Source organism: Mesoflavibacter sp. CH_XMU1404-2 (assembly GCF_037029465.1).
GTDB lineage: Bacteria > Bacteroidota > Bacteroidia > Flavobacteriales > Flavobacteriaceae > Mesoflavibacter.
This window is the reverse complement of sequence record NZ_JAYMEM010000005.1, coordinates 75,079-98,238: the sequence shown is the minus strand read 5'-3', so window position 1 is coordinate 98,238 and position 23,160 is coordinate 75,079. Positions and strand designations below refer to the sequence as shown.

At 31.2% G+C, this 23,160-nt stretch carries 26 protein-coding genes; 19 read left to right on the top strand and 7 right to left on the bottom strand.

Annotated elements, in window-relative coordinates; genetic code table 11:
• Window positions 1-25 precede the first annotated feature (25 nt).
• The 11 genes from atpG (at window position 26) to WA327_RS03745 (ending at window position 9,447) form a co-directional block, all read left to right on the top strand.
• The gene (atpG, locus tag WA327_RS03795; protein WP_336066670.1) at window positions 26-886 is read left to right on the top strand and encodes an ATP synthase F1 subunit gamma; all 861 of its coding nucleotides are present in this window, start codon (window positions 26-28) and stop codon (window positions 884-886) included.
• Between the two features lie 108 nt (window positions 887-994).
• On the top strand, window positions 995-1,465 hold the full coding sequence (locus tag WA327_RS03790; RefSeq protein ID WP_336066668.1) for a hypothetical protein: 471 nt from the start codon (window positions 995-997) through the stop codon (window positions 1,463-1,465).
• Window positions 1,466-1,484: 19 nt separating this feature from the next.
• Window positions 1,485-1,943 carry a hypothetical protein gene (locus WA327_RS03785; RefSeq protein ID WP_336066666.1) on the top strand — a complete coding sequence of 153 codons (459 nt, stop codon included), beginning with the start codon at window positions 1,485-1,487 and terminating at the stop codon, window positions 1,941-1,943.
• A gap of 53 nt (window positions 1,944-1,996) precedes the next feature.
• The gene (locus WA327_RS03780) at window positions 1,997-3,451 is read left to right on the top strand and encodes an oligosaccharide flippase family protein (protein ID WP_336066664.1); all 1,455 of its coding nucleotides are present in this window, start codon (window positions 1,997-1,999) and stop codon (window positions 3,449-3,451) included.
• Window positions 3,452-3,457: 6 nt separating this feature from the next.
• On the top strand, window positions 3,458-3,892 hold the full coding sequence (dut, locus tag WA327_RS03775) for a dUTP diphosphatase (protein WP_336066662.1): 435 nt from the start codon (window positions 3,458-3,460) through the stop codon (window positions 3,890-3,892).
• A gap of 35 nt (window positions 3,893-3,927) precedes the next feature.
• On the top strand, window positions 3,928-4,242 hold the full coding sequence (locus WA327_RS03770; protein ID WP_336066659.1) for a GIY-YIG nuclease family protein: 315 nt from the start codon (window positions 3,928-3,930) through the stop codon (window positions 4,240-4,242).
• Between the two features lie 77 nt (window positions 4,243-4,319).
• Complete coding sequence (locus WA327_RS03765; protein ID WP_336066657.1) at window positions 4,320-5,339, top strand: sugar phosphate nucleotidyltransferase; 1,020 nt, start codon at window positions 4,320-4,322, stop codon at window positions 5,337-5,339.
• 101 nt (window positions 5,340-5,440) lie between these two features.
• Window positions 5,441-6,805: a tetratricopeptide repeat protein gene (locus WA327_RS03760; RefSeq protein WP_336066655.1), complete on the top strand. Its 1,365-nt coding sequence runs from the start codon at window positions 5,441-5,443 to the stop codon at window positions 6,803-6,805.
• Complete coding sequence (locus WA327_RS03755; protein ID WP_336066653.1) at window positions 6,805-7,578, top strand: DUF4292 domain-containing protein; 774 nt, start codon at window positions 6,805-6,807, stop codon at window positions 7,576-7,578. Before WA327_RS03760 ends, WA327_RS03755 begins: the two co-directional genes overlap by 1 nt.
• 2 nt (window positions 7,579-7,580) lie before the next feature.
• The gene (locus WA327_RS03750; RefSeq protein ID WP_336066651.1) at window positions 7,581-8,804 is read left to right on the top strand and encodes a peptidoglycan DD-metalloendopeptidase family protein; all 1,224 of its coding nucleotides are present in this window, start codon (window positions 7,581-7,583) and stop codon (window positions 8,802-8,804) included.
• Between the two features lie 10 nt (window positions 8,805-8,814).
• Window positions 8,815-9,447: a DUF6705 family protein gene (locus WA327_RS03745; RefSeq protein WP_336066648.1), complete on the top strand. Its 633-nt coding sequence runs from the start codon at window positions 8,815-8,817 to the stop codon at window positions 9,445-9,447.
• A gap of 28 nt (window positions 9,448-9,475) precedes the next feature.
• Here WA327_RS03745 and WA327_RS03740 read toward each other — a convergent pair whose 3' ends face one another.
• Both WA327_RS03740 and WA327_RS03735 read right to left on the bottom strand, forming a co-directional pair.
• Complete coding sequence (locus tag WA327_RS03740) at window positions 9,476-9,985, bottom strand: acyl-CoA thioesterase (protein ID WP_336066645.1); 510 nt, start codon at window positions 9,983-9,985, stop codon at window positions 9,476-9,478.
• A 125-nt stretch (window positions 9,986-10,110) separates the two neighbouring features.
• The gene (locus WA327_RS03735) at window positions 10,111-11,049 is read right to left on the bottom strand and encodes an SPOR domain-containing protein (RefSeq protein ID WP_336066644.1); all 939 of its coding nucleotides are present in this window, start codon (window positions 11,047-11,049) and stop codon (window positions 10,111-10,113) included.
• 106 nt (window positions 11,050-11,155) lie between these two features.
• Here WA327_RS03735 and dprA point away from each other — a divergent pair, with 106 nt between their 5' ends.
• Window positions 11,156-12,259, top strand: coding sequence for a DNA-processing protein DprA (gene dprA, locus WA327_RS03730; RefSeq protein WP_336066642.1), 1,104 nt, complete (start codon window positions 11,156-11,158; stop codon window positions 12,257-12,259).
• On the opposite strand, the gene trpS is transcribed toward dprA, so the two are convergent.
• Window positions 12,260-13,228: a tryptophan--tRNA ligase gene (gene trpS / locus WA327_RS03725; RefSeq protein WP_336066640.1), complete on the bottom strand. Its 969-nt coding sequence runs from the start codon at window positions 13,226-13,228 to the stop codon at window positions 12,260-12,262. It lies immediately after the preceding gene.
• A gap of 78 nt (window positions 13,229-13,306) precedes the next feature.
• Between trpS and WA327_RS03720 the strand changes: the two genes are divergently transcribed.
• On the top strand, window positions 13,307-14,068 hold the full coding sequence (locus tag WA327_RS03720) for a lysophospholipid acyltransferase family protein (RefSeq protein WP_336066638.1): 762 nt from the start codon (window positions 13,307-13,309) through the stop codon (window positions 14,066-14,068).
• Window positions 14,069-14,118: 50 nt separating this feature from the next.
• Here the strand turns inward: WA327_RS03720 and WA327_RS03715 are convergent, their stop codons facing one another.
• The 4 genes from WA327_RS03715 to recA form a co-directional block, all read right to left on the bottom strand.
• The gene (locus WA327_RS03715) at window positions 14,119-15,591 is read right to left on the bottom strand and encodes a hypothetical protein (RefSeq protein WP_336066636.1); all 1,473 of its coding nucleotides are present in this window, start codon (window positions 15,589-15,591) and stop codon (window positions 14,119-14,121) included.
• A complete protein-coding gene (locus WA327_RS03710) occupies window positions 15,592-16,134 on the bottom strand; it encodes an RNA polymerase sigma factor (protein ID WP_336066634.1) in 543 nt (180 codons plus the stop codon).
• Window positions 16,135-16,156: 22 nt separating this feature from the next.
• Window positions 16,157-16,567 (bottom strand): hypothetical protein, encoded by a 411-nt coding sequence (locus tag WA327_RS03705; RefSeq protein WP_336066632.1) that lies wholly within the window; start codon window positions 16,565-16,567, stop codon window positions 16,157-16,159.
• 94 nt (window positions 16,568-16,661) lie between these two features.
• Complete coding sequence (recA, locus tag WA327_RS03700) at window positions 16,662-17,666, bottom strand: recombinase RecA (RefSeq protein WP_336066631.1); 1,005 nt, start codon at window positions 17,664-17,666, stop codon at window positions 16,662-16,664.
• 414 nt (window positions 17,667-18,080) lie between these two features.
• Between recA and WA327_RS03695 the strand changes: the two genes are divergently transcribed.
• From WA327_RS03695 to WA327_RS03670, 6 genes are all read left to right on the top strand, one after another.
• Window positions 18,081-18,542: a hypothetical protein gene (locus tag WA327_RS03695; RefSeq protein WP_336066629.1), complete on the top strand. Its 462-nt coding sequence runs from the start codon at window positions 18,081-18,083 to the stop codon at window positions 18,540-18,542.
• Window positions 18,543-18,719: 177 nt separating this feature from the next.
• Window positions 18,720-19,793 carry a rhodanese-related sulfurtransferase gene (locus WA327_RS03690; protein ID WP_336066627.1) on the top strand — a complete coding sequence of 358 codons (1,074 nt, stop codon included), beginning with the start codon at window positions 18,720-18,722 and terminating at the stop codon, window positions 19,791-19,793.
• A gap of 4 nt (window positions 19,794-19,797) precedes the next feature.
• The gene (locus WA327_RS03685; protein WP_407942434.1) at window positions 19,798-21,042 is read left to right on the top strand and encodes a peptidase U32 family protein; all 1,245 of its coding nucleotides are present in this window, start codon (window positions 19,798-19,800) and stop codon (window positions 21,040-21,042) included.
• Window positions 21,042-21,272, top strand: a complete 231-nt coding sequence (locus WA327_RS03680; RefSeq protein WP_336066625.1) for a ferredoxin — start codon at window positions 21,042-21,044, stop codon at window positions 21,270-21,272. Before WA327_RS03685 ends, WA327_RS03680 begins: the two co-directional genes overlap by 1 nt.
• A gap of 152 nt (window positions 21,273-21,424) precedes the next feature.
• Window positions 21,425-22,684: a regulatory iron-sulfur-containing complex subunit RicT gene (locus tag WA327_RS03675; protein ID WP_336066622.1), complete on the top strand. Its 1,260-nt coding sequence runs from the start codon at window positions 21,425-21,427 to the stop codon at window positions 22,682-22,684.
• Complete coding sequence (locus WA327_RS03670) at window positions 22,671-23,153, top strand: gliding motility lipoprotein GldH (RefSeq protein ID WP_336066620.1); 483 nt, start codon at window positions 22,671-22,673, stop codon at window positions 23,151-23,153. Before WA327_RS03675 ends, WA327_RS03670 begins: the two co-directional genes overlap by 14 nt.
• Window positions 23,154-23,160: the final 7 nt, after the last annotated feature.

Genomic DNA, 23,160 nt, shown 5'->3' with positions numbered 1-23,160 from the left:
AAGAGGCTTTATAATAAAGTAAAGAATGGCTAATCTTAAAGAAATACGTAGTAGGATAACTTCGGTATCTTCAACAATGCAAATAACCAGTGCCATGAAAATGGTATCTGCTGCAAAGTTAAAGAAAGCCCAAGATGCTATTACAGCAATGCGACCTTATGCAGATAAGTTAACAGAGCTTTTACAAAGCTTAAGTGCAACTTTAGATGCAGATACAGGAAGTAAGTTTGCAGATCAACGTGAAGTAAAAAGAGTATTAATTGTAGCAATATCTTCTAATAGAGGATTATGTGGTGCTTTTAACTCTAACATTATCAAACAAACTAACAATTTAATAGGTAATGTTTATGCTGACAAAGAAGTATCTGTATTAGCAATAGGAAAAAAAATAAACGATGCTTTTTCAAAAAGAGGAATCGTAATTGCTAATAAAAGTGAAATCTTTGATGATCTTACTTTTGATAACGTTGCAGAAATAGCACAAATGCTAATGGATAAGTTTGTTACAGGCGAGTTTGATAAAATTGAAATCGTTTACAACAAATTTAAGAATGCAGCAACACAAATAGTAATGACAGAACAGTTTTTACCTATTGTTCCAATACAACAGGATGAAAACGTTAATTTAGATTACATTTTTGAGCCTTCTAAAGCCGAAATAGTAGAAGAGTTAATCCCTAAATCTTTAAAAACTCAGCTTTATAAAGGTGTAAGAGATAGCTTTGCGAGTGAGCATGGAGCACGTATGACAGCAATGCATAAAGCAACAGATAATGCTACAGAGTTAAGAGATCAATTAAAATTAACTTACAACAAAGCACGTCAAGCAGCAATTACTAATGAAATATTAGAAATTGTTGGTGGTGCAGAAGCATTAAATAATTAATAGTGCTAAACTCAAAGCAATTATAAAAAATAAAAAGCCTTATCAATTTTGATAAGGCTTTTTTTATGGAATGCAATTTGATTATTATATTTATAAAAAACTAAGCTCATGATTAACTTTTTTAAATACATCACGTTTACATTTATAGTATTTGCATTTTTTTTACAATGTTCTAGTGTCCAAAAACTTCAAGATAGTGTAAGTTTTAAAATAGAACAACCTTATTATCAAAACTGGGTTGCAGGAGTTAAAAATGGCGGATCAGGTATTAATATATTTATTCCTGTAACTAACTTAAAGACTAATATATCATTAGACAGTTTATATTTTAGAGGGCATAAAGTTTTATTAGAAACTAAACCAAATAATCCAAATCTGTTTATAGGACGTATTTTAACTGAAGCTAATCAAAATGAAGATTTCTCTCCTAATACAGAAGAAGAAACTTCTTTCGATTTAAAAGAAAATGAAGCAGTTGTCATTTATACCGAAAACGATAAAAAGAAGTATTATAAAATTGATAATATAAAAGAAAAACAAACTGAGTATTTTCCGAGTGCGCCACCAAAACAAAATTAATTATTAACCTACTTACATTATGAAAGCCCTTAAATCAATAACACTAATTGTGTTATTTATTTGTATTTGTAATTGTTCACCTTCTAAATACGCATTACAAAAACAAGCACCAATTCAATTAACGCAAACCTATTTACAGCATTGGACAACCGGTGTAGCTATTGGTAGCTCTGGTGTCAATCTTTATTTTTCTAACCTTTATCCAAACCATTCAAGTATTAAAATGGATAGTGTGTACTTTAGAAAAATGAAAGGAAAACTAACACCTTTAAAAGGTCAATATTTTTCTCGATTAACAAAAAGATTAACTAATGAAGAAGGAAATGCACTAACAACTAAAGGTTTTTTTCCTTTTCAATTAGAAAATAGAGAATGTGTAATTAGTTATATAGAAAATGGTACAACTAAGTATTACAAGGTTTCAAATATAGAAGAAAAAGAAGGTGTTTACTATCCAGAAGGACCACCAATTAATTAATGTTTTTATTACTGTAACAAATTCAATACATTTAGGTCAAAATAAACAACCTTTTGAGCGGATTTAAATCTCTTTTTAAGCAAACATTTATTTATGGTTTAGCAACAGTACTACCCAGAATGTTAAGCTTTATACTTGTGCCATTATACACAGATCCTTCAGTGTTATCAAGAGCTGAATATGGCGAAGTATCTTTTATTTTTGCTTATTTCGTTTTATTTAATGTGGTTTTAGCCTACGGAATGGAAACCGCGTTTTTTAGATTTTTTAATAAAGAAGAAAATCAAAAAAATGTTTTAAATACATCAGCAACATCTTTAACAGTAAGTAGTTTAGCTGTTCTAGGTATTGCTTTTCTTTTTAGAAATCAAATTTCATCTTTAATTGAAATTGACTTACAATACTTAAACTTAGTCTTTTTAATATTGCTTTTAGACGCATTAGTAATTATTCCATTTGCTTGGTTAAGAGCTACAAGTCAACCTACAAAATACGCTATAATTAAGATTTTAAACGTAGCTGTAAACTTAGGACTAAATGTGTTTTTATTAGTCTATTTAAAAGATTTAGCCGAAACTAACTCCATTTTCAATTCTATTTATAAACCAAAATTTGAAATCAATTATATTTTCATTTCTAACGTCATTGCAAGCGCATTAACGTTACTTTGGTTGTTACCATTTTATAGAAAAGTGAAGTTTAAAATAGATATTAAACTTTGGAAAAAGATGATGAACTATGCTTTACCTGTACTTATTGCAGGCGTTGCGTATTCTATAAATGAAACCTTTGACCGAATTCTTTTAAAAGAATTATTGCCCGAAAATATAGCAGATGACCAAATAGGTATGTATTCTGCATGTTATAAACTAGCGTTATTTATGACGCTTTTTGCAACAGCTTTTAGATTAGGCATAGAGCCTTACTTTTTTAGTCATTCAAAAGCTAAAGATCCACAAAAAAATTATGCCAAAATATTAGAGTTTTTTATTGCATTTGGGGCAATTATCTTAGTAACGGTAGTTGTTTTTGCAGATATAATAAAACCTATAATTATCAGAAGTGAAGCTTATTATGACGCCATGTGGATAGTGCCTTTTATCCTATTAGCAAACTTTTGTCTTGGTATTTATCATAACCTATCCGTTTGGTACAAAATTACAGACAGGACTAAATATGGCGCCTATATTTCGGTTTTTGGTGCAGTAATTACATTGTTAATCAATTACATTTTAATACCTAAAATAGGATTTAAAGGCTCTGCAATAGCTACACTTTGCGCTTATAGTTTAATGATGTTTTTATCTTATTTCTTCGGAAGAAAATACTATCCAATTCCTTACAATTTAAAGAAAATAGTCATTTATTTATTGGTGTCGATTAGTTTCTCTTTCATCTATTTTTATAATTTTAGAGGTAATTATTTTATTGGTTTTACTGCAATAATTGTACTTTTAGGCATAGTTTTTCAACTTGAAAAAAATGAAATTAAAAAACTACTCAAATAACATTTCATGCAAATAAAAATCATTAATAAATCTAATCACGCTTTACCAAACTACGAGACTATAGCGTCTGCTGGAATGGATTTAAGAGCAAATATTGAAGAGTCAATAACCTTAAAACCTTTAGATCGTACCATAGTTAAAACAGGTTTATTTATTGAGTTACCAATAGGTTTTGAAGCGCAAGTTAGACCTAGAAGTGGTTTGGCAGCAAAAAAAGGAATAACCGTCCTAAACGCGCCAGGAACAATAGATGCAGATTATAGAGGAGAAATAGGTGTTATCCTTGTCAACCTTTCTAACGAAGATTTTACGATAGAAAACGGCGAGCGTATTGCACAGTTAGTAATTGCAAAACACGAACGTGCCGAATGGATTGAAGTAGAAACTCTTTCTGAAACATCTCGTGGAAAAGGAGGTTTTGGCAGCACAGGAGTCAAATAATTCATGCGAAAGCAGGAATCTCTAAGCAGGTAAAAATGAAACTTTGGTACGTCTATAACATGACAAATAAACCTAATGGAGTTTTATACATAGGTGTAACTAACAATATAGATGAAAGAGTTAAGGAGCATAAGTTAAAAGTATACCCTAAATCATTTACAGCTAGATACAATTGTGATAAATTAGTTTATTTTGAAGAATATGAAAATGGTTTAATTGCTAAAAAAAGAGAAAAGCAATTTAAAAAATGGAAAAGAAACTCGAAAATTGAGTTAATAGAAGAAATGAATCCTAACTGGACAGATTTGAGTCTGAATTGGAATCACAACTTTAATAAAATAAGAGAATAAATTCCTGAAAAAAGAAATCTAAAACCCAAAAAATAAGTTTAATTAAAAAAGATACCTGCTTTCGCAGGCATAAAAAAATGAAAATAATAGTACCTATGGCGGGAAGAGGATCTCGTCTAAGACCACATAGTTTAACAGTCCCAAAACCATTAATTCCTGTTGCTGGACAACCAATTGTACATAGATTAGTAAAAGATATCGCAAAGGTTTTAAAACAACCAATAACCGAAGTTGCTTTTGTTTTAGGTGATCCAGCTTGGTTTGGAGACGATGTGGTAGATAGTTTAACAGATTTAGCGACAAGTTTAGGTGCAAAAGCCTCAATCTATCGTCAAGATCAACCTTTAGGTACAGGTCATGCTATCATGTGTGCAAAGGACAGTTTATCAGGACCAGCAGTAATCGCTTATGCAGATACTTTAATACGTGCAGATTTTAATTTAGATCCAGAAGCAGACTCAGTAATTTGGGTAAAGCAAGTAGATCAACCAGAAGCTTACGGCGTTGTTAAATTAAATGACAAAAAGGAAATTATAGAGCTTGTAGAAAAACCACAACAATTTGTTAGCGATTTGGCAGTTATAGGTATTTACTATTTTAAAGAAGTAAGCCAATTAAAAGATCAGCTACAAAAGGTATTAGATAATAATATTATTAATGGTGGCGAATATCAAATTAACGACGGAATTAAAGGCATGATGGCAGACGGAAAAGTCTTTAAAACAGGCGAAGTTAGCGAGTGGATGGACTGCGGAAACAAGACCATAACATTAGATACAAACCAACGTATGTTAGGCTTTTTACAAGCAGATGGAGAAGAGCAACTTGTTTCTGATTCTGTTAAAAATGAAAATTCAAGTATCATAGAGCCTTGTTATATCGGAGAAAACGTAGTACTTAAAAATGCAACGGTTGGACCATATGTTTCTATTGGTAATAATTGTGTTATCGAAAACTCAACCGTTAAAAATAGTTTAATACAAAACCAAACTAGTATAAAAAATGCTAATTTAGACGAAGCTATGATTGGTAATCACGTTAAGTACGACGGTAAGTTTACTAAAATTAGTATTGGAGATTATTCTGTTTTGGAATAAATTTCTGCGAAAGCAGAAATCTTATAGACATAAATTGGAATAATTATTGACCTAATTAAACTAAAAAATCACTTAAACCTTAGTCACAATAGGTTATTTAGATGAAAAAAACGCTTTACATCTTATATTTCCTTTTCGGAATGTTATGCATTCCGCAGACTAATTATGCCCAAATAGATTTTAATAAAACACCAAATGACGACTTAGGAAATTTTGAAGACGAATTTCAAAATAATTTCTACGAAGCTATGAAACAACACGGTATAGAAAATTATGACCGTGCTGTAGATAACTTAAAACGTTGCTTAGAATTAGACGATTCTCATGTGGTTATTTATTATCAATTAGGAAAAAACTACAACAAGCTTAAAAATTTTGGAGAAGCTGAAGATGCATTAAAAGATGCATTAAGAATAGAGCCTGATAACGAATGGGTTTTAGACGAGTTGTATCATGTTTACATTCAGCAAAAAGAATATAACAAAGCCATAAAAACTGTAAGACAATTGGTGAAATACCATCCAGATTATAAAGAGGATTTAGCCAATATTTATGTACAAACAGGTAATTTTAAAGATGCGCTTAAAATTTTAGACGAGTTAGATGAAGAGTACGGTATTACAGACGATAGAGACTTACTACGTAACCGTATTTACAACGCAACAGGTAGAAAAAAAGATCAAATTGAAAATCTTGAAGATCGAGTAGATAAAAACCCAGAATCTGAAGAAACTTACTTAAGATTAATCTATCGCTACAGCGAAAATAACGATAAGAAAAAGGCTTTTGAAACAGCAAAAAAACTATTAGAAATTAACCCAAAAAACGAGCTTGTTCACTTAGCATTATATAAGTTTTATTTAGATGAAGGTAGCCACGATAAAGCAATTAATTCTATGAAAATTGCTTTACAAAGCTCAAAAATTAATCCAGATTCTAAAATAAAAGTGCTGGCAGATTTCGTGAAATTTGTAAGTAAAAATCAGCAATACGAACAAGATTTAGTAGATGTTACCGCTATGCTAACAAAAATAGAATCTAGTGGTAAAACGTTGGTAGAACTAGCTCAATATTATTTACTTAAAGGCGAAAAACAAAAAGCAATAAACTTTTACGAACAAGCATTGCAAAAGGAAGAAGAAAACTTTGGTATTTTAAGAAATATCATCCTTTTACATATAGATTTAAAGCAATTTAAAGAAGCCGAAGCACGTAGCCAAGAAGGTATAGAAATTTTCCCATCACAGCCTGTTTTATACCTTACGCATGGCGTATCTTTAAACTATCTAAACAGACCAAAAGAAGCTATAGAAAGCTTAGAAATGGGCTTAGATTACATTATAGATGACAAACCAATGGAAGCCGATTTTTACAATCAATTAGCCAAAGCTTATACGGCAACAAACAATTTAACTAAAGCAAAAACGTTTATTGATAAAGCAAAAAAATTACAATTATCTAATTAATGACTATTAAAACTCAATTTTCTCTGTATACAATACTATTCTTGTTTGTATTTGTTGGTTGTAAATCAACCAAAACTATTGTTGCCAATGGCGAACTAAACAGTAGATTAACAGCAAGACAATTAATCAAACAAACCGAAAAAGTAGAATCAGATTTTAAAACTTTAGTCGGTAAAATGAAAATTGAATACATCGAAAAAGATAGATCTGAAGGGACAACAGTTAGTCTTCGTATAGAAAAAGATAAAACCATTTGGATGAGTAAATTAGGTTTGGTAAAAGCACTAATAACACCAACAAGAGTGGCGTTTTATAACAAACTAGACAATACTTATTTTGATGGTGATTTTACGTATTTAAGTAATCTTTTAGGAACAGAATTAGACTTTCAAAAAGTACAAAATATGCTTTTAGGTCAATCTATGTTTGCTCTTAATGATAAGGATTATGAGATTGATTTATTTGACCAATCTTACCAATTAAAGCCAAAAAAACAACGCGATTTATTCGAGCTTTTTTTAATGTTCAATCCAAGTCATTTCAAAATGGACTCGCAGCAAATTGCACAACCTAAAGAACGTAGAATTTTACAAATAGACTATCTATCTTATCAAAAAGTAGACAATCTAACCTTGCCTTCAGAAACAAAGATATTTGCTATAGAAAATGAAGATCAGTTAGTGATTAATTTAGAATTAAAATCTGTAGATTTGAATGAAGATGTACGTTTTCCGTTTAGCATTCCTTCAGGATATAAAAAAATAGAATTATAACCATGAAATTCAACCAGTTTCTAACTCTTTCATTAATGTTTTTGTTGCTTGGCATCACTTCCGCGCAAGCGCAAAACAATAAAAAAGACCAGCTTGAAGCAAGACGAATAGAGCTTAGAAACGAAATAAAAAAAATAAACAATCTTCTTTTTTCTAACCAAAACAAAAAGAAAGATCAAACGGCTTTAATAGAAGACTTAAACTATAAGTTAAGTGTGACCAATAATCTAATAAAAGTCACCAATCAACAAGCTAATTTATTAACAAGATCTATCAATAACAATCAAAAAGAAATTTCGCAATTGCGTGACGAGCTTACCATTTTAAAAGAAAATTACGCAAAAACAATTCAAAAAAGTTATAAAAATAAAAGCGAACAAAGCCGTGTAATGTTTTTATTGTCTTCAGATAATTTTAGACAAGCTTATAAGCGTTTACAGTACATGAACCAATATGCGAAGGTACAGAAACAGCAAGCCGAAGACATAAAAGTAAAAGCTAAAAAACTTCAAGATTTAAACTTAGACTTAGTTAAGCAAAAAGAAGAAAAAGATAAGTTAATTGCTGAAAACAAGGTCATTCAAAATCAATTAGAAGCCGATAGAAAGCAGCACCAATCTATAATGGCAGAGATTAAAAAAGACTTAAATAAGTACGCATCTCAAATAAAAGAAAAGCAACGCGAAGCTGCCGAAATAGATAGAGAAATAGACCGAATTATTAAAGCAGAAATAGCAAAATCTAATAAAAAAGCAGGCAAAACTTCTACCTACGAATCTGGTTTTGCACTTACAGCAGAAGCAAAATTAGTAGCAGCAGACTTTTTAAATAACAAAGGAAAATTACCTTGGCCAGTAGAAAAAGGAGTTGTTAGATTACGTTATGGTAAACAACGCTCTTTAATAGACCCAAAACTAGAAATACAAAGTAATGGTGTGCGTATAGCTACCGAAAAGGACGCAAAAGTTAGAGCAGTTTTTAAGGGTAAAGTTTTAGCTGTTATGGTACAAAAAAAGAGTAATCCTGTAGTGTTAATACAACACGGTAATTACATTACAGCTTACGGAAACTTAAAAACAGTTTACGTAAAAAAAGGTGATGAAATTTCTACAAAGCAAGATATAGGCGAAGTGTTTACAGATAGTGATGGACAAACTATGCTTAAGTTTAGTGTTTATAAAAACAACGCATCACAAAACCCTGCAGAATGGGTTTATAAAATGTAATTATTAGGTTATGAAACAATTATTAATTACAACAATAGCATTAATTACCTTTTTTTCTTGTAAGGCTCAAAACCCAATCATTCCATTATATAATGGAAGCGATTTATATGAGACAGAAAATGCATATTATAAAGATATAGATGGAGACTTTACAAAATTGGTAGGAACATGGCAATATACAAATGGGAATGAAATTTTGACTTTAAAATTAAGAAAGGAAGAATTAAGCTATTATAATGAAGATAATGATATTTCATTTTATGAAGATTTAATGTATGGAGAGTTTAAATACATAGATTCAAACGGAACAGAAGTTATCAATACCTTAAACCAAATAGATAGCTTTAATGACATTTCAGAACATTTGATCTATGGTGGTTATATAAAAGGAAAATACAGTTATCCCGTTTGTGAAGACTGTTCTGAAACAGAAAGAAGAGTAGAAGTCTTAATTGAAGATCCAGAAAGAAGTTATTTTGATTATGAAATGGAAATAAGACATATACCAGAAGACCAATTAGCAGGTAATCCAGAGCAAATAAAAATTAGAATAAAACCAGGACATTTAATGACTTACGAAGAAGGACAACCAAGTGATCACAGATTACCAACTTATCAAGAAATAGTTTTAGAAAAACAGTAAACAGTTAATTAAGCTAATAAAAAATAATTTACTCAAACAAAGCTTTTAACTCAGTAGCATCTTTTGGTTGCATTTTACCTGCTAACACTAAGCTTAGTTGCTTACGTCTTAAAGCTGCAGCGTAACGCTCTTTTTCAATGTCTGTTTCTGGGACAAGTTCTGGTACTTTTACAGGTCTTCCTATTTCGTCAACAGCTACAAAGGTGTAAATAGCTTCATTAGCTTTTGTACGTTCTCCAGACTCACGATCTTCAATCCAAACATCAATATATATTTCCATAGAGCTTTTAAAGGCTCTAGACACTTTAGCTTCAACAGTAACAACACTTCCTAAAGGTACAGCTCTATTAAACGCTACGTGATTAACAGATGCAGTTACCACAATACGTCTACTATGGCGTCTTGCACTAATACTTGCAGCACGATCCATACGTGCTAATAATTCACCACCAAAAAGATTATTTAACGGATTAGTTTCACTAGGTAATACTAAATCGGTCATTGTTGTTTTTGTACTTTCTGCAGTTTTTGGTGTCATGTCTTAAATTTTTTGCAAAGGTAAGGCGATTTGTAGTTTTAGTTTTAGCTTTTTACAAATAATTATGAAAACAAAAAGCCTCACAATTTAATGTTGTGAGGCTTTTATTATTTGTTTAAAATAGCTTAGTCTAATTGTTTAATAAGTAGCCAAGCGTCTTTATTACTGTTTTTTCTAATACTGTTTAAGGCATTATAAGCATCTTCTCTAGAAGTATAACTTGCATAAATTACTTGATGTAAACCATACTTATTAGTACCTATTTTTCTCGCTTTATAGCCTTGAGCTCTTAATTGCTCTACTTTTTTATCAGAGTTTTCTTCAAATCTAAAAGCACCAGCAACCAAATGATAATTACCTGTTTGTTTATTTACGTTTAAAGTTACGGCTGGTAAAGGATTACTAATTACAAAAGTAGCTTCTTGTATTTGATCTTCTAATTGTGCATCTGCTTCTTCTTGAGCTATTTGGTTATGGTTTTCTATGTTTTTGTAGTAATTATTTACTCCAAAACCACTTAAACCTAAAGCAATAATAGCAACTGCAGCATATTTAAGATAAGGTCTGCTTTTACGTTTTTCTTGTGTAATAGCAATGGTTGGTACTTCTTTTTCAATAGTTTCAACCTCTTTTTTGTATTCTTCTCTAGTTACAGAAGGACTTACAAATTGCGATAACCCAAACGCATCTGTTAAATAATTAAGGTGATAAGATGGTGTAAATTCTATTTTACCTTCGTTATTTAACTTTAAATCTCCAATGTTTTCAAAGGTTAAAGTTTCACCTTCGGTTAAGTAAGATTTTAAAGATTTAACACGCATTGCAATGTTTTGCGTAGCAACTTCAAAAGGTATTTTTTCTACATCGGCAATGTAACGGGCTAAAAGTCCGTCATTATTTTGTATTTGTTCATTAAACGATAATACTTTTTTTGGCGGATAAAACGCGTTGGTAGAATCGTGTACTGTAGCCGATTTACGTTGTGTTAAAAAAGCACCAAACTCTGGCACAGTCACACAATCGTAACGGTATAACAAATCGCTGATGTAGGTTTCTAATTGCATAAAAACAAAGTTATAAATTTTTAAAAGCGAATAAAATTTAGACCCTATTATTTATTAACAGCAATAAATTTCTTTTCTTGTAGCTTAAAAATCAGAATAATATAAAATGAAAGATAGCCAATTACTGCATATTTTAGCCTTACAACACGTATCAAAAATTGGTGATACGACTGCAAAAAAGCTAATAAATCACTGCGGAAGTGCAGAAGCTGTCTTTAAAGAGAAAAAAAGCAATCTTCTAAAAATTGATGGTATTGGTGAAATTCTGTTAAGCGAATTACATAAATCTAATCATCTTGAAGCTGCAGAAAGCGAGTTAAAATACATAAAAGAAGAAGGTATTAATTGCCACTATTTTTTAGATGAAACTTACCCCGAAAATTTAAAACATTGTTTGGATGGTCCTATTTTATTGTTTTCTTCAGGGAATATCAACTTAAATAATCAACACATTATTAGTATTGTTGGTACTAGAAAAATAACAACATCAGGTATTGCTTTTTGCGAAAAATTAGTAGAAGATTTAGCAATATATAAGCCTATAATTGTTTCAGGTTTTGCTTATGGTACAGATATAACCGCACATAAAGCAGCAATAAAAAACAAATTGCAAACCATTGGTTGTTTAGCGCATGGATTAAACCAAATTTATCCTAAAGTACATAAAAAATATGTGGCTGAAGTAGAAAATAATGGCGGTTTTTATACTGATTTTTGGAGTAGTGATACTTTTGATCGCAACAACTTTTTAAAACGAAATCGTGTTATTGCAGGTTTAAGTCAAGCAACCATTGTTATAGAATCTGCAGAAAAAGGCGGAAGCCTTGTAACTGCAGATATTGCTAATTCTTATAACCGAGATGTTTTTGCGGTACCAGGTCGCATAACAGATAGCCAAAGTGTTGGTTGTAATAACCTAATTAAGCAGCAAAAAGCACATTTGCTATCTACACCATACGATATTCCATATATGCTTAATTGGGAATTAGAAGCGTTAAAAAAGCCACCAATACAAAAACAGTTATTTGTAGAGTTAGATGCAGATGAAAAAATAGTATATAACTACCTAAAAGATAACGATAAAGAGCTTTTAGATGTTATTGCTATAAACTGCAAATTACCAACTTACAAAATGGCAAGTATTTTACTTAATATGGAGTTAAAAGGTGTAGTTAGACCTTTACCAGGAAAATTGTTTGAGCTTATTTAATTAATATCCAACCTTTTCTCTAACTCTAGCTAATACATTATCTGCTACTTTTTTGGCTTTTTTTGCACCAATAGCTAACGCTTCGTCTATTTTATCTAAGTTTTGCATGTAAAAGTTATAGCGTTCTCTTTGAGCTTCAAAAGTGGTTAAGATTAACTCGTAAAGCGCTTGCTTAGCATGACCGTAACCGTAATTACCATTTTCGTAATTGGCTTTCATTGTTGCAATTTGTTCTTCGTTGGCTAATAAGCTGTAAATAGCAAAACAGTTACACGTACTCCAGTCTTTAGGTTCTTCTAACGGTGTACTATCTGTTTCAATACTCATTATTTTTTTACGAAGTTGCTTTTCTGGTAAAAAGATGTTGATGTAGTTATCTCTACTTTTGCTCATTTTTTCGCCATCTGTACCAGGAATAAGCATGGTGTTTTCTTGCAGTTTTTCTTCAGGTAAAACAAAAGCTTCACCCATTTTTGCATGAAAACGAGAGGCAACATCTCTTGTAAATTCGATATGCTGAAGTTGGTCTTTACCCACAGGAATAACCTCTGCATCATACAATAAAATATCTGCAGCCATTAGCATTGGATACATAAATAATCCAGAGTTTACATCTTCTAAACGGTCTGCTTTATCTTTAAAACCATGTGCTAATTGCAATCTTTTAAAAGGAAAGAAACAGTTTAAATACCAAGCAAGTTCTGTAACTTGAGGGATATCACTTTGTCTATAAAACACTGTTTTTTCTATGTCTAATCCAAAAGCTAACCAGGTTGCAGCAACAGAGTAGGTGTTATGTCTTAACTCTTCTGCATTTTTAATTTGTGTCAAGGTGTGCAAATTTGCGATAAACAAATAAGATTCGTTATCACTGTTTTCTGATAATTTTATAGCAGGTAAAATTGCACCTAAAATATTACCTAAATGTGGTGTTCCTGTACTTTGAATTCCTGTAAGTATTCTTGCCATGATTAAATTTAATTCTGAATGGCAAAGGTAATTTTTTTAGTAGAATAGCTCAATTAATTTAATTAGTTTTGAACCCAGATGAAGTTAATTAAGTACATTTTTTGGACATTTTACCGTATTTGGTTTTACATTTTGGTAGCCTTGCCAATAGTTGTGCTATTTCCTTTGCTTTTAATTTCTATTTCTAAAGAGTCTTGGTATCCTTTCTTTTTTAGGTTGGCGCGCTTTTGGGCACGTTTTATTTTAGTTGGCATGGGTATGCCAACTAAAATAAATTATTTACAAAAAACCGAGCGTAAAAAAAGCTATATGTTTATTGCTAATCATACATCTATGATTGACATTATGTTAATGTTGGTAGCGGTAAAAAATCCTTTTGTTTTTGTTGGTAAAGCCGAGTTGGCAAAAATTCCGTTGTTTGGGTTTTTCTATAAACGTACGTGTATTTTGGTTGATCGTGGTGACGCAGAAAGCAGAAAACGTGTTTTTATGAGAGCTCAAAGACGATTAAAACAAGGTTTAAGTATTTGTATTTTTCCAGAAGGAATGGTGCCTGAAGAACATATTGATTTAGCCGAGTTTAAAGATGGTGCTTTTAGACTAGCTATAAACCACAAAATACCGATTGTACCATTAACGTTTGCAGATAATAAAAAACGTTTTTCTTATACCTTTTTTAGTGGTGGACCAGGTGTATTAAGAGCGACTATGCATCCTTTTATACCGACATTAGATTTAAGCGTTAATGATACTAAGTCTTTAAATGAAAAGGCTAGAATTATCATAGCTAAGCAATTGGAGAGTTATAAAAGAAAAAAAGCTACTCTTGGCACAGAATAGCTTTTTTGTAATAGCAGTTTTTCTTCTATTTGAAGAAGAACAACTAAAACTTAGAATTTGTAACTCAATCCAGAGTATAACCCTATAATATAAGGGTTAAAGTCTCCAGAAGTGTTGTTGTATGCATTTATTTGATATTTAAAGGTAGGTTCTATATTAAGTTGTATATGTTGTGAGAAATCATAATAAAGACCGATACCTAAGTTAGTAGAAAAACTAACATTATTTATATTGTTTGCCTTTCCGATTGTTGTTTTAAACCCTGCTAATTCAGAAACAACTTCATTATCTTCTAGAAAAAAAGTACTTACACCACCAATTATGTTTAAACTAAATCTTTTATCAAGAATAGCGTACTCAACTTCTAAAGGAACTTCATAATATGAAATACGTTGACTAAGAGCTGCATCTCTCTGTATGCCTAGAGAAGATGCTTGTAAAACGGCATTATCAGTACTCATTAAATTTAATGACTGATTATTGACAGGATAAAGAGAAATGTTTCTTAAAAACTTTTCACTATTACTAACATTTTGAAATACGATAACATCATCTGTATCAAAACTTAAATTCAATCGGTTAATACCTGATCTTATTGTAAGTTTTTTGTTTAATGCGTAGCCAACTTTTACTCCATAGCTAGTGTTAATCTCTCCTGTTTTATTATTTGTGTTAAACTCTTCATCAATGTGAGAACCTTCGCCAAAACTGTTGTAGTAAACAGGTGCAGCATTAGCATAGACGCTCCACCTGTTGTAATTTTCTTCTTTTTCATTATTTGGTTCTTCGTTCTCTGCTTCTGTAATAGCAGTTTCTATAGCATTTTCTTGTTCTTCTTCTTTAGTGTTTGTGTCTAAAAGAGATGTGTTAGATTCATTTTCTTTTGATGAATTTTGTGCTAATGTATTATTATAGGTTTCTTGATTTAAAGTCTCGTTCTGTTCGTTTATAACTTTTTTGTTTTCAACTTTATTAAAAGCATAATTAGAATTGTTTTCTTTTTTTGAAGACTCAGCAATTTTATTGTTTTGTTCATTTAAACTTGCTGATTTGTTGTAATTTGAACTATTACTTTTTTGTTTAGAATTTTTAAAAGTATTGCTGCTAGAAGCAGTTAAATATGTTCCTTTATTTGAGTTACTTCTAAATTGTTTATTAGATGAATCTTCTTTACTTTGATTAGGATTTGAAACAATTTTTTCATCTTTCTTTAAAGTTTCGCCTTTTGATTCTTTTTTAGATGAATTTGATTTAGTATTAACCTCTTTTTTTTGAGGAGAATCTACAATGATTGGTGTTATTTCTTTTTCAGAATTTGATAAAGAGTTTCCTATAAGTAGTAATATTAATAATGATACTGCAATACCTGAAAGCTTTACCCAAAACGGAATAACAAATACAGATCTATCGTCTTTTTCTTCTTCAAGTTGATTTTGAATGTTTTGCCATACTTTTTTGTTTGGCTTAGCATCAAAGTCTTTAAACTTTTCTTGAAATAATCTATCTAAATTCTTTTTACTCATTTATAAACTTTGTGAATTATTTCCGCTAGTATAAGTTGTTATTTTTTCTTTTAAAATCACTCTAGCTCTGGCTAGATTAGATTTGCTAGTACCTAAATTAATTTCTAGCATTTCTGAAATTTCTTTATGCGAATACCCATCTAGGACGTATAAATTAAAAACTAGTCTATATCTATCGGGTAATTCTTGTATGCAGCTTAACAAAAAGTCTAAGCTTACATTGTTTTCATCTATATCTACTTCTTCGTCTTCTATTGCATCTTCATTAACAATATCAAATACTTTCTGTTTTCGGTAGCGTTGTAAAGCAGTGTTGATTGTAATTCTTTTTAACCAGCCTTCAAAACTTCCTTTATTTTTATACTGTTTAATTTTTTTAAATATGGTTATAAAACTGTCTTGTAAATTGTCTTCAGCTTCTGCATAGTTACGCGAATACTTTAAGCAGATAGAGAATAATTTACTTGAAAAAAGTTCATATAATTCACTTTGTGCTTTAGTATCATTTTTTTGACAGTTATATATGAGCTGGTCTAAACTCAATGCATATTTTATTAATTAAAACTTATTGTTCTACTGGTACTTCTATTATTAGATACATATCTTCACCGTTATCATCTACTCCTTGCCAAAAGTTAAAAACATAAGTTTCTTCTTGTTCAGCTCTTACTGTAAATGTAGTTTCAGACTCTTCTACAACTTCGATGCAGTTATTGTTATTTTCTAAAACTTTAGCCAAAACAGCAACTGTACGTTCATTATTATTTTTGGTATAATAAATGTAATCAAATTGATAACAAGAATTTGGTCTTGTATAAGTTACTGTAATTTCATGATCTTCTCCTTGTGTAAAGAATTCAGGCGCATCTACACTTAATATAGGTAAAAACTCTCTATGAAAGGTTACTTCGTTACCATCATCTAAACTGCATGATAAAAAACTTAAGCTTATAAGTAATAAAATTATTTTTTTCATTAGTATTTAATGCTATTAACTAATTAATAGATGCATAAGGATTAAAAAGGTTGCGTATAAAAATAAAAAATCCCGAATTAATCGGGATTTTATTTTATTGTTCTTCTTTTATTGCGGCTTTTATTTTGTCTTCTAGTTCTTCAAATAATTCTGGATTATCTTTTATAACTAGTTTTACAGCGTCTCTACCTTGACCCAATTTTGTGTCTTCGTAACTAAACCAAGATCCACTTTTCTTTACAATGCCTTTATCTACAGCTACGTCTAAAATTTCTCCAACTTTACTAACACCTTCACCGTACATAATATCAAATTCTGCGGTTTTAAATGGCGGTGCTACTTTGTTTTTAACTACTTTAACTCGTGTTTTGTTACCCATTACATCTCCGTTAGAATCTTTAATTTGTGTAGATCTTCTAATATCTAATCTTACAGAAGCGTAAAATTTAAGAGCATTACCACCAGTAGTAGTTTCTGGGTTACCAAACATAACTCCAATTTTTTCACGTAATTGGTTAATAAATATTACGGTACAATTGGTTTTGCTAATAGATGCAGTTAACTTTCTTAATGCTTGAGACATTAAACGTGCGTGTAATCCCATTTTAGAGTCACCCATTTCACCTTCAATTTCACTTTTAGGTGTTAATGCAGCAACCGAATCGACTACAACAATATCAATAGCGCCAGAGCGGATTAAATTATCTGCAATTTCTAAAGCTTGCTCGCCATTATCTGGTTGAGAAATAATTAAATTATCAATATCTACACCTAATTTTTCGGCATAAAAACGGTCAAAAGCATGTTCAGCATCAATAAACGCAGCAATACCACCTGCTTTTTGTGCTTCAGCAATTGCATGTAAGGTTAATGTGGTTTTACCAGAACTTTCTGGTCCATATATTTCTATAACTCTACCTCTTGGATAACCACCAACGCCTAAAGCGATATCTAAACCTAAAGATCCTGACGGTATAGCGTCTACATCTACCACTGCAGCATCACTCATTTTCATTACTGTTCCTTTTCCGTAGGCTTTATCTAGCTTATCTAGTGTTAGTTGTAAAGCTTTTAGTTTTGCTTCGTTTTCTTTGCTCATTTTCAGTACTTTTTATAAAATTTCAATGCTAAAATACTACTTTTTTAACCATTTTTATTTTTCTCACGCAACCTTTTTAAAGTTTTTGCATCTACTTAACAAAAGAGGGAAAAAATAGCTATGAAAAAGAAAAATTTATTCCTCTTTTAGATATTAATTCTAAACTGCTAAGGAATGAAATATTTAAAAAAAATAATCTTGATTAATGCATTAGGCGTTTCAATCTCTATTTTCTTAAATAGCAGTTGTAAAGCCGATGGAGGTTAACTCGTAACATTTTTTAATCGAAAAATTAAAAAATTATTAACGAGTTAGTCTGTTAAAAGTCCTTTGTAAAACACAAAGGACTTTTTTCTTTTATAGAAAAATATTTCTTTTATTTGTAACGTATTGAAGGATTACTCATTTATTTTAATGAAATACAACGAACAATTTTCTTATATTATTTTGGTATTATTCTTTATCAATTGTAAGCCTGTGCAACCTTTCAAATCAATTAAAGAGGAAAGAAAAAGTATGGTCTTAGTCAATAAAGAATTAGATATTAGTAAAAACCAATTAAGACAAATAAAAAAAGAAGATTCTGTTTTGTTCTTGTTGTCAAAATCTTTGAAAAACTCTGTAAAACCAGAACGGTTAGAACGTAGATTAGATTCTTTTTACCAAAAAAGGTATACAAAAAAGGAATTACTAGTAATGTTAGAATTAGAGTATATCTTTAGGAATGACAAAAACCCAAATATAGAACTAGACAGAAGTAAAAAACCTAAACAAGGCATAGATATTACTAATGTTGATGATGGCTCAAAGTTTTTAGATAGTTTAATTGAAAAAAATGTTAAGTTAAATGTTAAGAATAAAGATTCTTTAAATTAAAAATTCTTGTGTACTATATAAAGTCCTTTGTAAAAAAACAAAGGACTTTTTTCTTTTTAAATTTTAAGTGTTTGTTTTTCAAAAAATTAATACCAAAATACAGCCTTTAATCTTGCAATACCCATTTTAAATTCTACCTTTGCACCGATTTATTAACTCTTAAAACGTAAGTATAGCATGCAACTGTACAACAAATTAAGCGCTAATGAACGTGCAGAACTTATTGAAAAAGCAGGTAAAGAACGTCTTACTTTGTCTTTTTACAAATATGCGCGCATTAGCAATCCACAAGAATTTAGAGACCGACTGTTTATTAAATGGAACAGTTTAGATGTTTTAGGTCGAATTTACGTCGCTACCGAAGGTATCAATGCTCAATTATCGCTTCCTGCCGAAAATTTTGAAAACTTCAAAACTCATTTAGACAGTATTGACTTTTTAGAAAATGTTAGACTTAACATTGCTGTAGAGCAAGACAATATGTCTTTTTTAAAACTAAAAGTTAAGGTTCGTGATAAGATTGTTGCCGATGGATTAAACGACGATACTTTTGACGTGACCAACAAAGGAATACACGTTAATGCCGAAATGTTTAACGATTTAATCGAAGACGAAAACACGGTATTAGTAGATATGCGTAACCACTACGAAAGCGAAATAGGTCACTTTAAAAACGCCGTAACGCCAGATGTAGATACCTTTAGAGAATCTTTAGATATTATAGAAGACGATTTAAAAGCACACAAAGAAGACAAAAAATTAGTGATGTATTGTACTGGTGGTATTCGTTGTGAAAAAGCCAGCGCCTATTTTAAACACAAAGGGTTTAAAAACGTTTATCAACTTGACGGCGGAATTATAGAATACACAAGACAAGTCAACGAAAAAGCTTTAGAAAATAAGTTTATAGGAAAGAATTTTGTGTTTGACGAGCGTCGTTCAGAAAAAATTAGTGACGATGTTATTGCACAATGCCACCAATGCGGTAAACCTTGTGATACACACGTAAACTGTGCAAATGATGCTTGTCATTTACTATTCATTCAATGTGACGATTGTAAAGCTGAAATGGACAATTGTTGTTCTTCAACTTGTAAAGAAATAAACGCACTGCCTTACGAAGAGCAAAAAGCATTACGTAAAGGACAAGGAAATAGTAACGACATCTTTAAAAAAGGACGAGCAGACCATTTACCATATAAAAAAGACTTGCGTAATATTTTTGAAACCCTAAAAAGTAAACAAGATTAGTACGATGCAAAAGATAGAATTAATGGCGCCTGCAGGAAATTTTGAATCCTTGCAAGCGGCTTTAGATAATGGTGCAGACTCGGTTTATTTTGGTGTAGAGCAACTAAATATGCGTGCTCGTGCGTCTATTAATTTCACTTTAGACGATTTAGAAGAAATCTCTAAACGTTGTCAAGCCAAAAACGTAAGAACTTACCTAACGCTTAATACTATTATTTACGATCACGATTTATCTATCGTAAAAACCTTGGTAAAAAGAGCGAAAGAAGCTAATATTACCGCCGTAATCGCAATGGATCAAGCGGTAATTGCTGTAGCTAGAGAGTTGGGTATGGAAGTTCATATTTCAACACAAATTAATATCACAAACATCGAAACGGTTAAGTTTTACGCTATGTTTGCAGATACAATGGTGTTAAGTAGAGAGCTTAGTTTACGCCAAGTAAAACACATTACAGATCAAATTGAAAAAGAACAAATTAAAGGACCATCAGGTCGTTTAGTAGAGATTGAAATTTTTGGTCACGGTGCGTTATGTATGGCGGTTTCTGGTAAGTGTTATATGAGTTTACACTCGCATAACTCATCTGCAAATCGTGGTGCTTGCAAACAAAATTGCCGAAAAAAATATACCGTTATCGATCAAGAAACTGGTTTTGAAATGGAATTGGATAACGAGTATATCATGTCACCAAAAGACCTTTGTACTATCGACTTTTTAGACCAAGTAGCAGATGCTGGAATCAAAGTTTTAAAAATTGAAGGTCGTGGTCGTGCACCAGAATATGTGGCTAGAGTCATCAAGTGTTACCGAGATGCAATTGATAGTGTAGAAAATGGCACTTACGATAAAGACAAAGTAATTGGTTGGATGCAAGAGTTAGAAAAAGTCTACAATCGTGGTTTTTGGAGTGGTTACTATTTAGGTCAAAAATTAGGCGAATGGAGTAAAGGTTCAGGCTCGCACGCAACGCAAAAGAAGGTGTATATTGGTAAAGGCGTTCATTTTTATCCAAAAGCTAAAATTGGTGAATTTAAAATTGAAGCGTACGATTTATCATTAGGTGACACTTTGTTAATTACTGGTCCAACAACAGGCGCAAAAGAGTTTGAGCTTAAAGAAATGTTGGTTAATGACCAAGCTTTAGAAAAAGGAACAAAAGGAGACTCAATCACCATTCCGTTAGAGTTTAGAGTAAGACCATCAGACAAACTTTATAAAATTGTAGAAAATAAAGTAGAAGCTTAATGGTTGTTGTTACCTTACAAAGAAACAAGTGTATTGGCTGTAATTACTGTGTAGAGTTGGCACCAAATCAGTTTAGGATGTCAAAAAAAGACGGTAAAACCGTGTTGTTACATTCAACCGACAGGAAAGGTTTTTTTACCCTAAAATCTAACGATTACGAAATTTTAGAACCTTGTACTGAAGCTTCAAAAGCATGTCCGGTAAATATAATTTCGGTAAAAGACATTTAAAAACGCCTAAATTTTATTATTTTAAAGTCATAAGAATAATCTTATCTTTACAAATTGAAGTGGCTCATTTTCCGCGAAAGCGGAAAAAGCTACAAATTATTAATCGTCATCTAAAGCTAACTCCTTTAGATTCAATATATACATAAAATAGTATGGCTTGTCAAAGTTGCGCTACAGGAAAGGATGGACAGCCTAAAGGTTGTAAAAATAACGGAACGTGTGGTACAGATAGTTGCAATAAATTAACGGTTTTTGATTGGTTAGCAAACATGTCTTTGCCTAACGGAGAAGAACCTTTTGATTGGGTAGAAGTACGTTTTAAAAACGGACGTAAACACTACTATAAAAATACCGAAAACTTAACGCTTAGTATTGGAGATATTGTAGCTACTCAAGCACAATCTGGTCACGATATTGGTATGGTTACCCTTACGGGAGAACTAGTGCGTGTACAAATAAAACGCAAGAAAGTAGATACCAAAAACGATGTCTTAAAAATCTACCGTAAAGCATCACAAAAAGATATAGATATTTGGAGTGAAGCAAGAGACCGTGAAGAACCAATGAAGGTTAAAGCGCGTCAATTTGCTATAGATTTAAATCTAAAAATGAAAATCTCTGATATCGAATTTCAAGGTGATGCAAGCAAAGCAACCTTTTATTACACTGCTGAAGAACGTGTAGATTTTAGAGAGCTAATTAAAGTATACGCTAAAGAGTTTAGAATAAGAATAGAGATGAAACAAGTTGGCTTTCGTCAAGAAGCTTCAAGACTTGGTGGTATAGGTTCTTGTGGTCGTGAGTTATGCTGCTCTACGTGGTTAACAGATTTTAGATCGGTAAGTACAAGTGCAGCGCGTTACCAGCAATTATCACTTAATCCGTTAAAATTAGCTGGTCAATGCGGTAAGTTAAAATGTTGCTTAAATTACGAGCTAGACGCGTATTTAGATGCTTTAAAATCGTTTCCTAAAACAGATACAAAATTATATACCGAAAAAGGTACAGCAGTATGCCAAAAAACAGATATTTTTAAAGGACATATGTGGTACGCTTATGAAGGCGAATGGATGAATTGGCACTTAATTACCATAGAACAAGCCAACGAAATTATAGAAATTAACAAACAAAAAAAGAAAGTTGCTAGCTTAGAAGAATACGCTGCAGATCTAACAGTAGATACTAAAACCGAATTTGAAAACGTTGTTGGTCAAGATAGTTTAACACGCTTTGATAAACCAAAACACAATAAGAAACGTAAAACTAATAAAAACCGTAAGCGTAATAAGCCAAAAAAAGTAGAAGCTAATAGTAATACAAATACTAATAGCAACTCAAACAATCAAAAAAGAAGAAATAAAAAACGTCGACCAAACAAAAACAAACCAAACAACAATAATGAAAACAAATAATATAATTGTTTTATTACTATTTGTTTTAGTGATGTCTTGCGACTCTAAAGCTGTTTATGACGAGTATAAAAGCGTGTCTACAGCTTGGAATAAAGAAGATGTTGTAAGTTTTAAAATTAATCCGCCAGATTCCATAAAACCTTACAACTTGTTTGTTAATTTAAGAAACACCAATGCTTATAAATTCAGTAATTTATATTTAATTGTTGAAATGAAATTTCCTCACGGAAAAGCAATAACAGACACTTTACAATACGCAATGACGAAACCAAATGGCGAATGGCTTGGCGAAGGATTATCTTCTGTAAAAGAAAATAAGCTGTGGTATAAAGAAGGTGTTATTTTTAAAGAAAAAGGAGAATATAAAGTAAACATACAGCACGCCATGCGCCAAAACGGAAATGTAAATGGCGTAGTAAATTTAGAAGGTATTACAGACGTAGGTTTTAGGATAGAAAAAACAGAATAAACAAGCA

What these genes read in the sequence shown, in the direction of transcription:
- atpG (WP_336066670.1), top strand. Translation starts at nt 26, where the DNA reads ATGGCTAATCTTAAAGAAATACGTAGTAGGATAACTTCGGTATCTTCA.
- WA327_RS03790 (WP_336066668.1), top strand. Translation starts at nt 995, where the DNA reads ATGATTAACTTTTTTAAATACATCACGTTTACATTTATAGTATTTGCA.
- WA327_RS03785 (WP_336066666.1), top strand. Translation starts at nt 1,485, where the DNA reads ATGAAAGCCCTTAAATCAATAACACTAATTGTGTTATTTATTTGTATT.
- dut (WP_336066662.1), top strand. Translation starts at nt 3,458, where the DNA reads ATGCAAATAAAAATCATTAATAAATCTAATCACGCTTTACCAAACTAC.
- WA327_RS03770 (WP_336066659.1), top strand. Translation starts at nt 3,928, where the DNA reads ATGAAACTTTGGTACGTCTATAACATGACAAATAAACCTAATGGAGTT.
- WA327_RS03765 (WP_336066657.1), top strand. Translation starts at nt 4,320, where the DNA reads ATGAAAATAATAGTACCTATGGCGGGAAGAGGATCTCGTCTAAGACCA.
- WA327_RS03760 (WP_336066655.1), top strand. Translation starts at nt 5,441, where the DNA reads ATGAAAAAAACGCTTTACATCTTATATTTCCTTTTCGGAATGTTATGC.
- WA327_RS03755 (WP_336066653.1), top strand. Translation starts at nt 6,805, where the DNA reads ATGACTATTAAAACTCAATTTTCTCTGTATACAATACTATTCTTGTTT.
- WA327_RS03750 (WP_336066651.1), top strand. Translation starts at nt 7,581, where the DNA reads ATGAAATTCAACCAGTTTCTAACTCTTTCATTAATGTTTTTGTTGCTT.
- WA327_RS03745 (WP_336066648.1), top strand. Translation starts at nt 8,815, where the DNA reads ATGAAACAATTATTAATTACAACAATAGCATTAATTACCTTTTTTTCT.
- WA327_RS03740 (WP_336066645.1), bottom strand. Translation starts at nt 9,985, where the DNA reads ATGACACCAAAAACTGCAGAAAGTACAAAAACAACAATGACCGATTTA.
- WA327_RS03735 (WP_336066644.1), bottom strand. Translation starts at nt 11,049, where the DNA reads ATGCAATTAGAAACCTACATCAGCGATTTGTTATACCGTTACGATTGT.
- dprA (WP_336066642.1), top strand. Translation starts at nt 11,156, where the DNA reads ATGAAAGATAGCCAATTACTGCATATTTTAGCCTTACAACACGTATCA.
- trpS (WP_336066640.1), bottom strand. Translation starts at nt 13,228, where the DNA reads ATGGCAAGAATACTTACAGGAATTCAAAGTACAGGAACACCACATTTA.
- WA327_RS03720 (WP_336066638.1), top strand. Translation starts at nt 13,307, where the DNA reads ATGAAGTTAATTAAGTACATTTTTTGGACATTTTACCGTATTTGGTTT.
- WA327_RS03715 (WP_336066636.1), bottom strand. Translation starts at nt 15,591, where the DNA reads ATGAGTAAAAAGAATTTAGATAGATTATTTCAAGAAAAGTTTAAAGAC.
- WA327_RS03705 (WP_336066632.1), bottom strand. Translation starts at nt 16,567, where the DNA reads ATGAAAAAAATAATTTTATTACTTATAAGCTTAAGTTTTTTATCATGC.
- recA (WP_336066631.1), bottom strand. Translation starts at nt 17,666, where the DNA reads ATGAGCAAAGAAAACGAAGCAAAACTAAAAGCTTTACAACTAACACTA.
- WA327_RS03695 (WP_336066629.1), top strand. Translation starts at nt 18,081, where the DNA reads ATGAAATACAACGAACAATTTTCTTATATTATTTTGGTATTATTCTTT.
- WA327_RS03690 (WP_336066627.1), top strand. Translation starts at nt 18,720, where the DNA reads ATGCAACTGTACAACAAATTAAGCGCTAATGAACGTGCAGAACTTATT.
- WA327_RS03685 (WP_407942434.1), top strand. Translation starts at nt 19,798, where the DNA reads ATGCAAAAGATAGAATTAATGGCGCCTGCAGGAAATTTTGAATCCTTG.
- WA327_RS03680 (WP_336066625.1), top strand. Translation starts at nt 21,042, where the DNA reads ATGGTTGTTGTTACCTTACAAAGAAACAAGTGTATTGGCTGTAATTAC.
- WA327_RS03675 (WP_336066622.1), top strand. Translation starts at nt 21,425, where the DNA reads ATGGCTTGTCAAAGTTGCGCTACAGGAAAGGATGGACAGCCTAAAGGT.
- WA327_RS03670 (WP_336066620.1), top strand. Translation starts at nt 22,671, where the DNA reads ATGAAAACAAATAATATAATTGTTTTATTACTATTTGTTTTAGTGATG.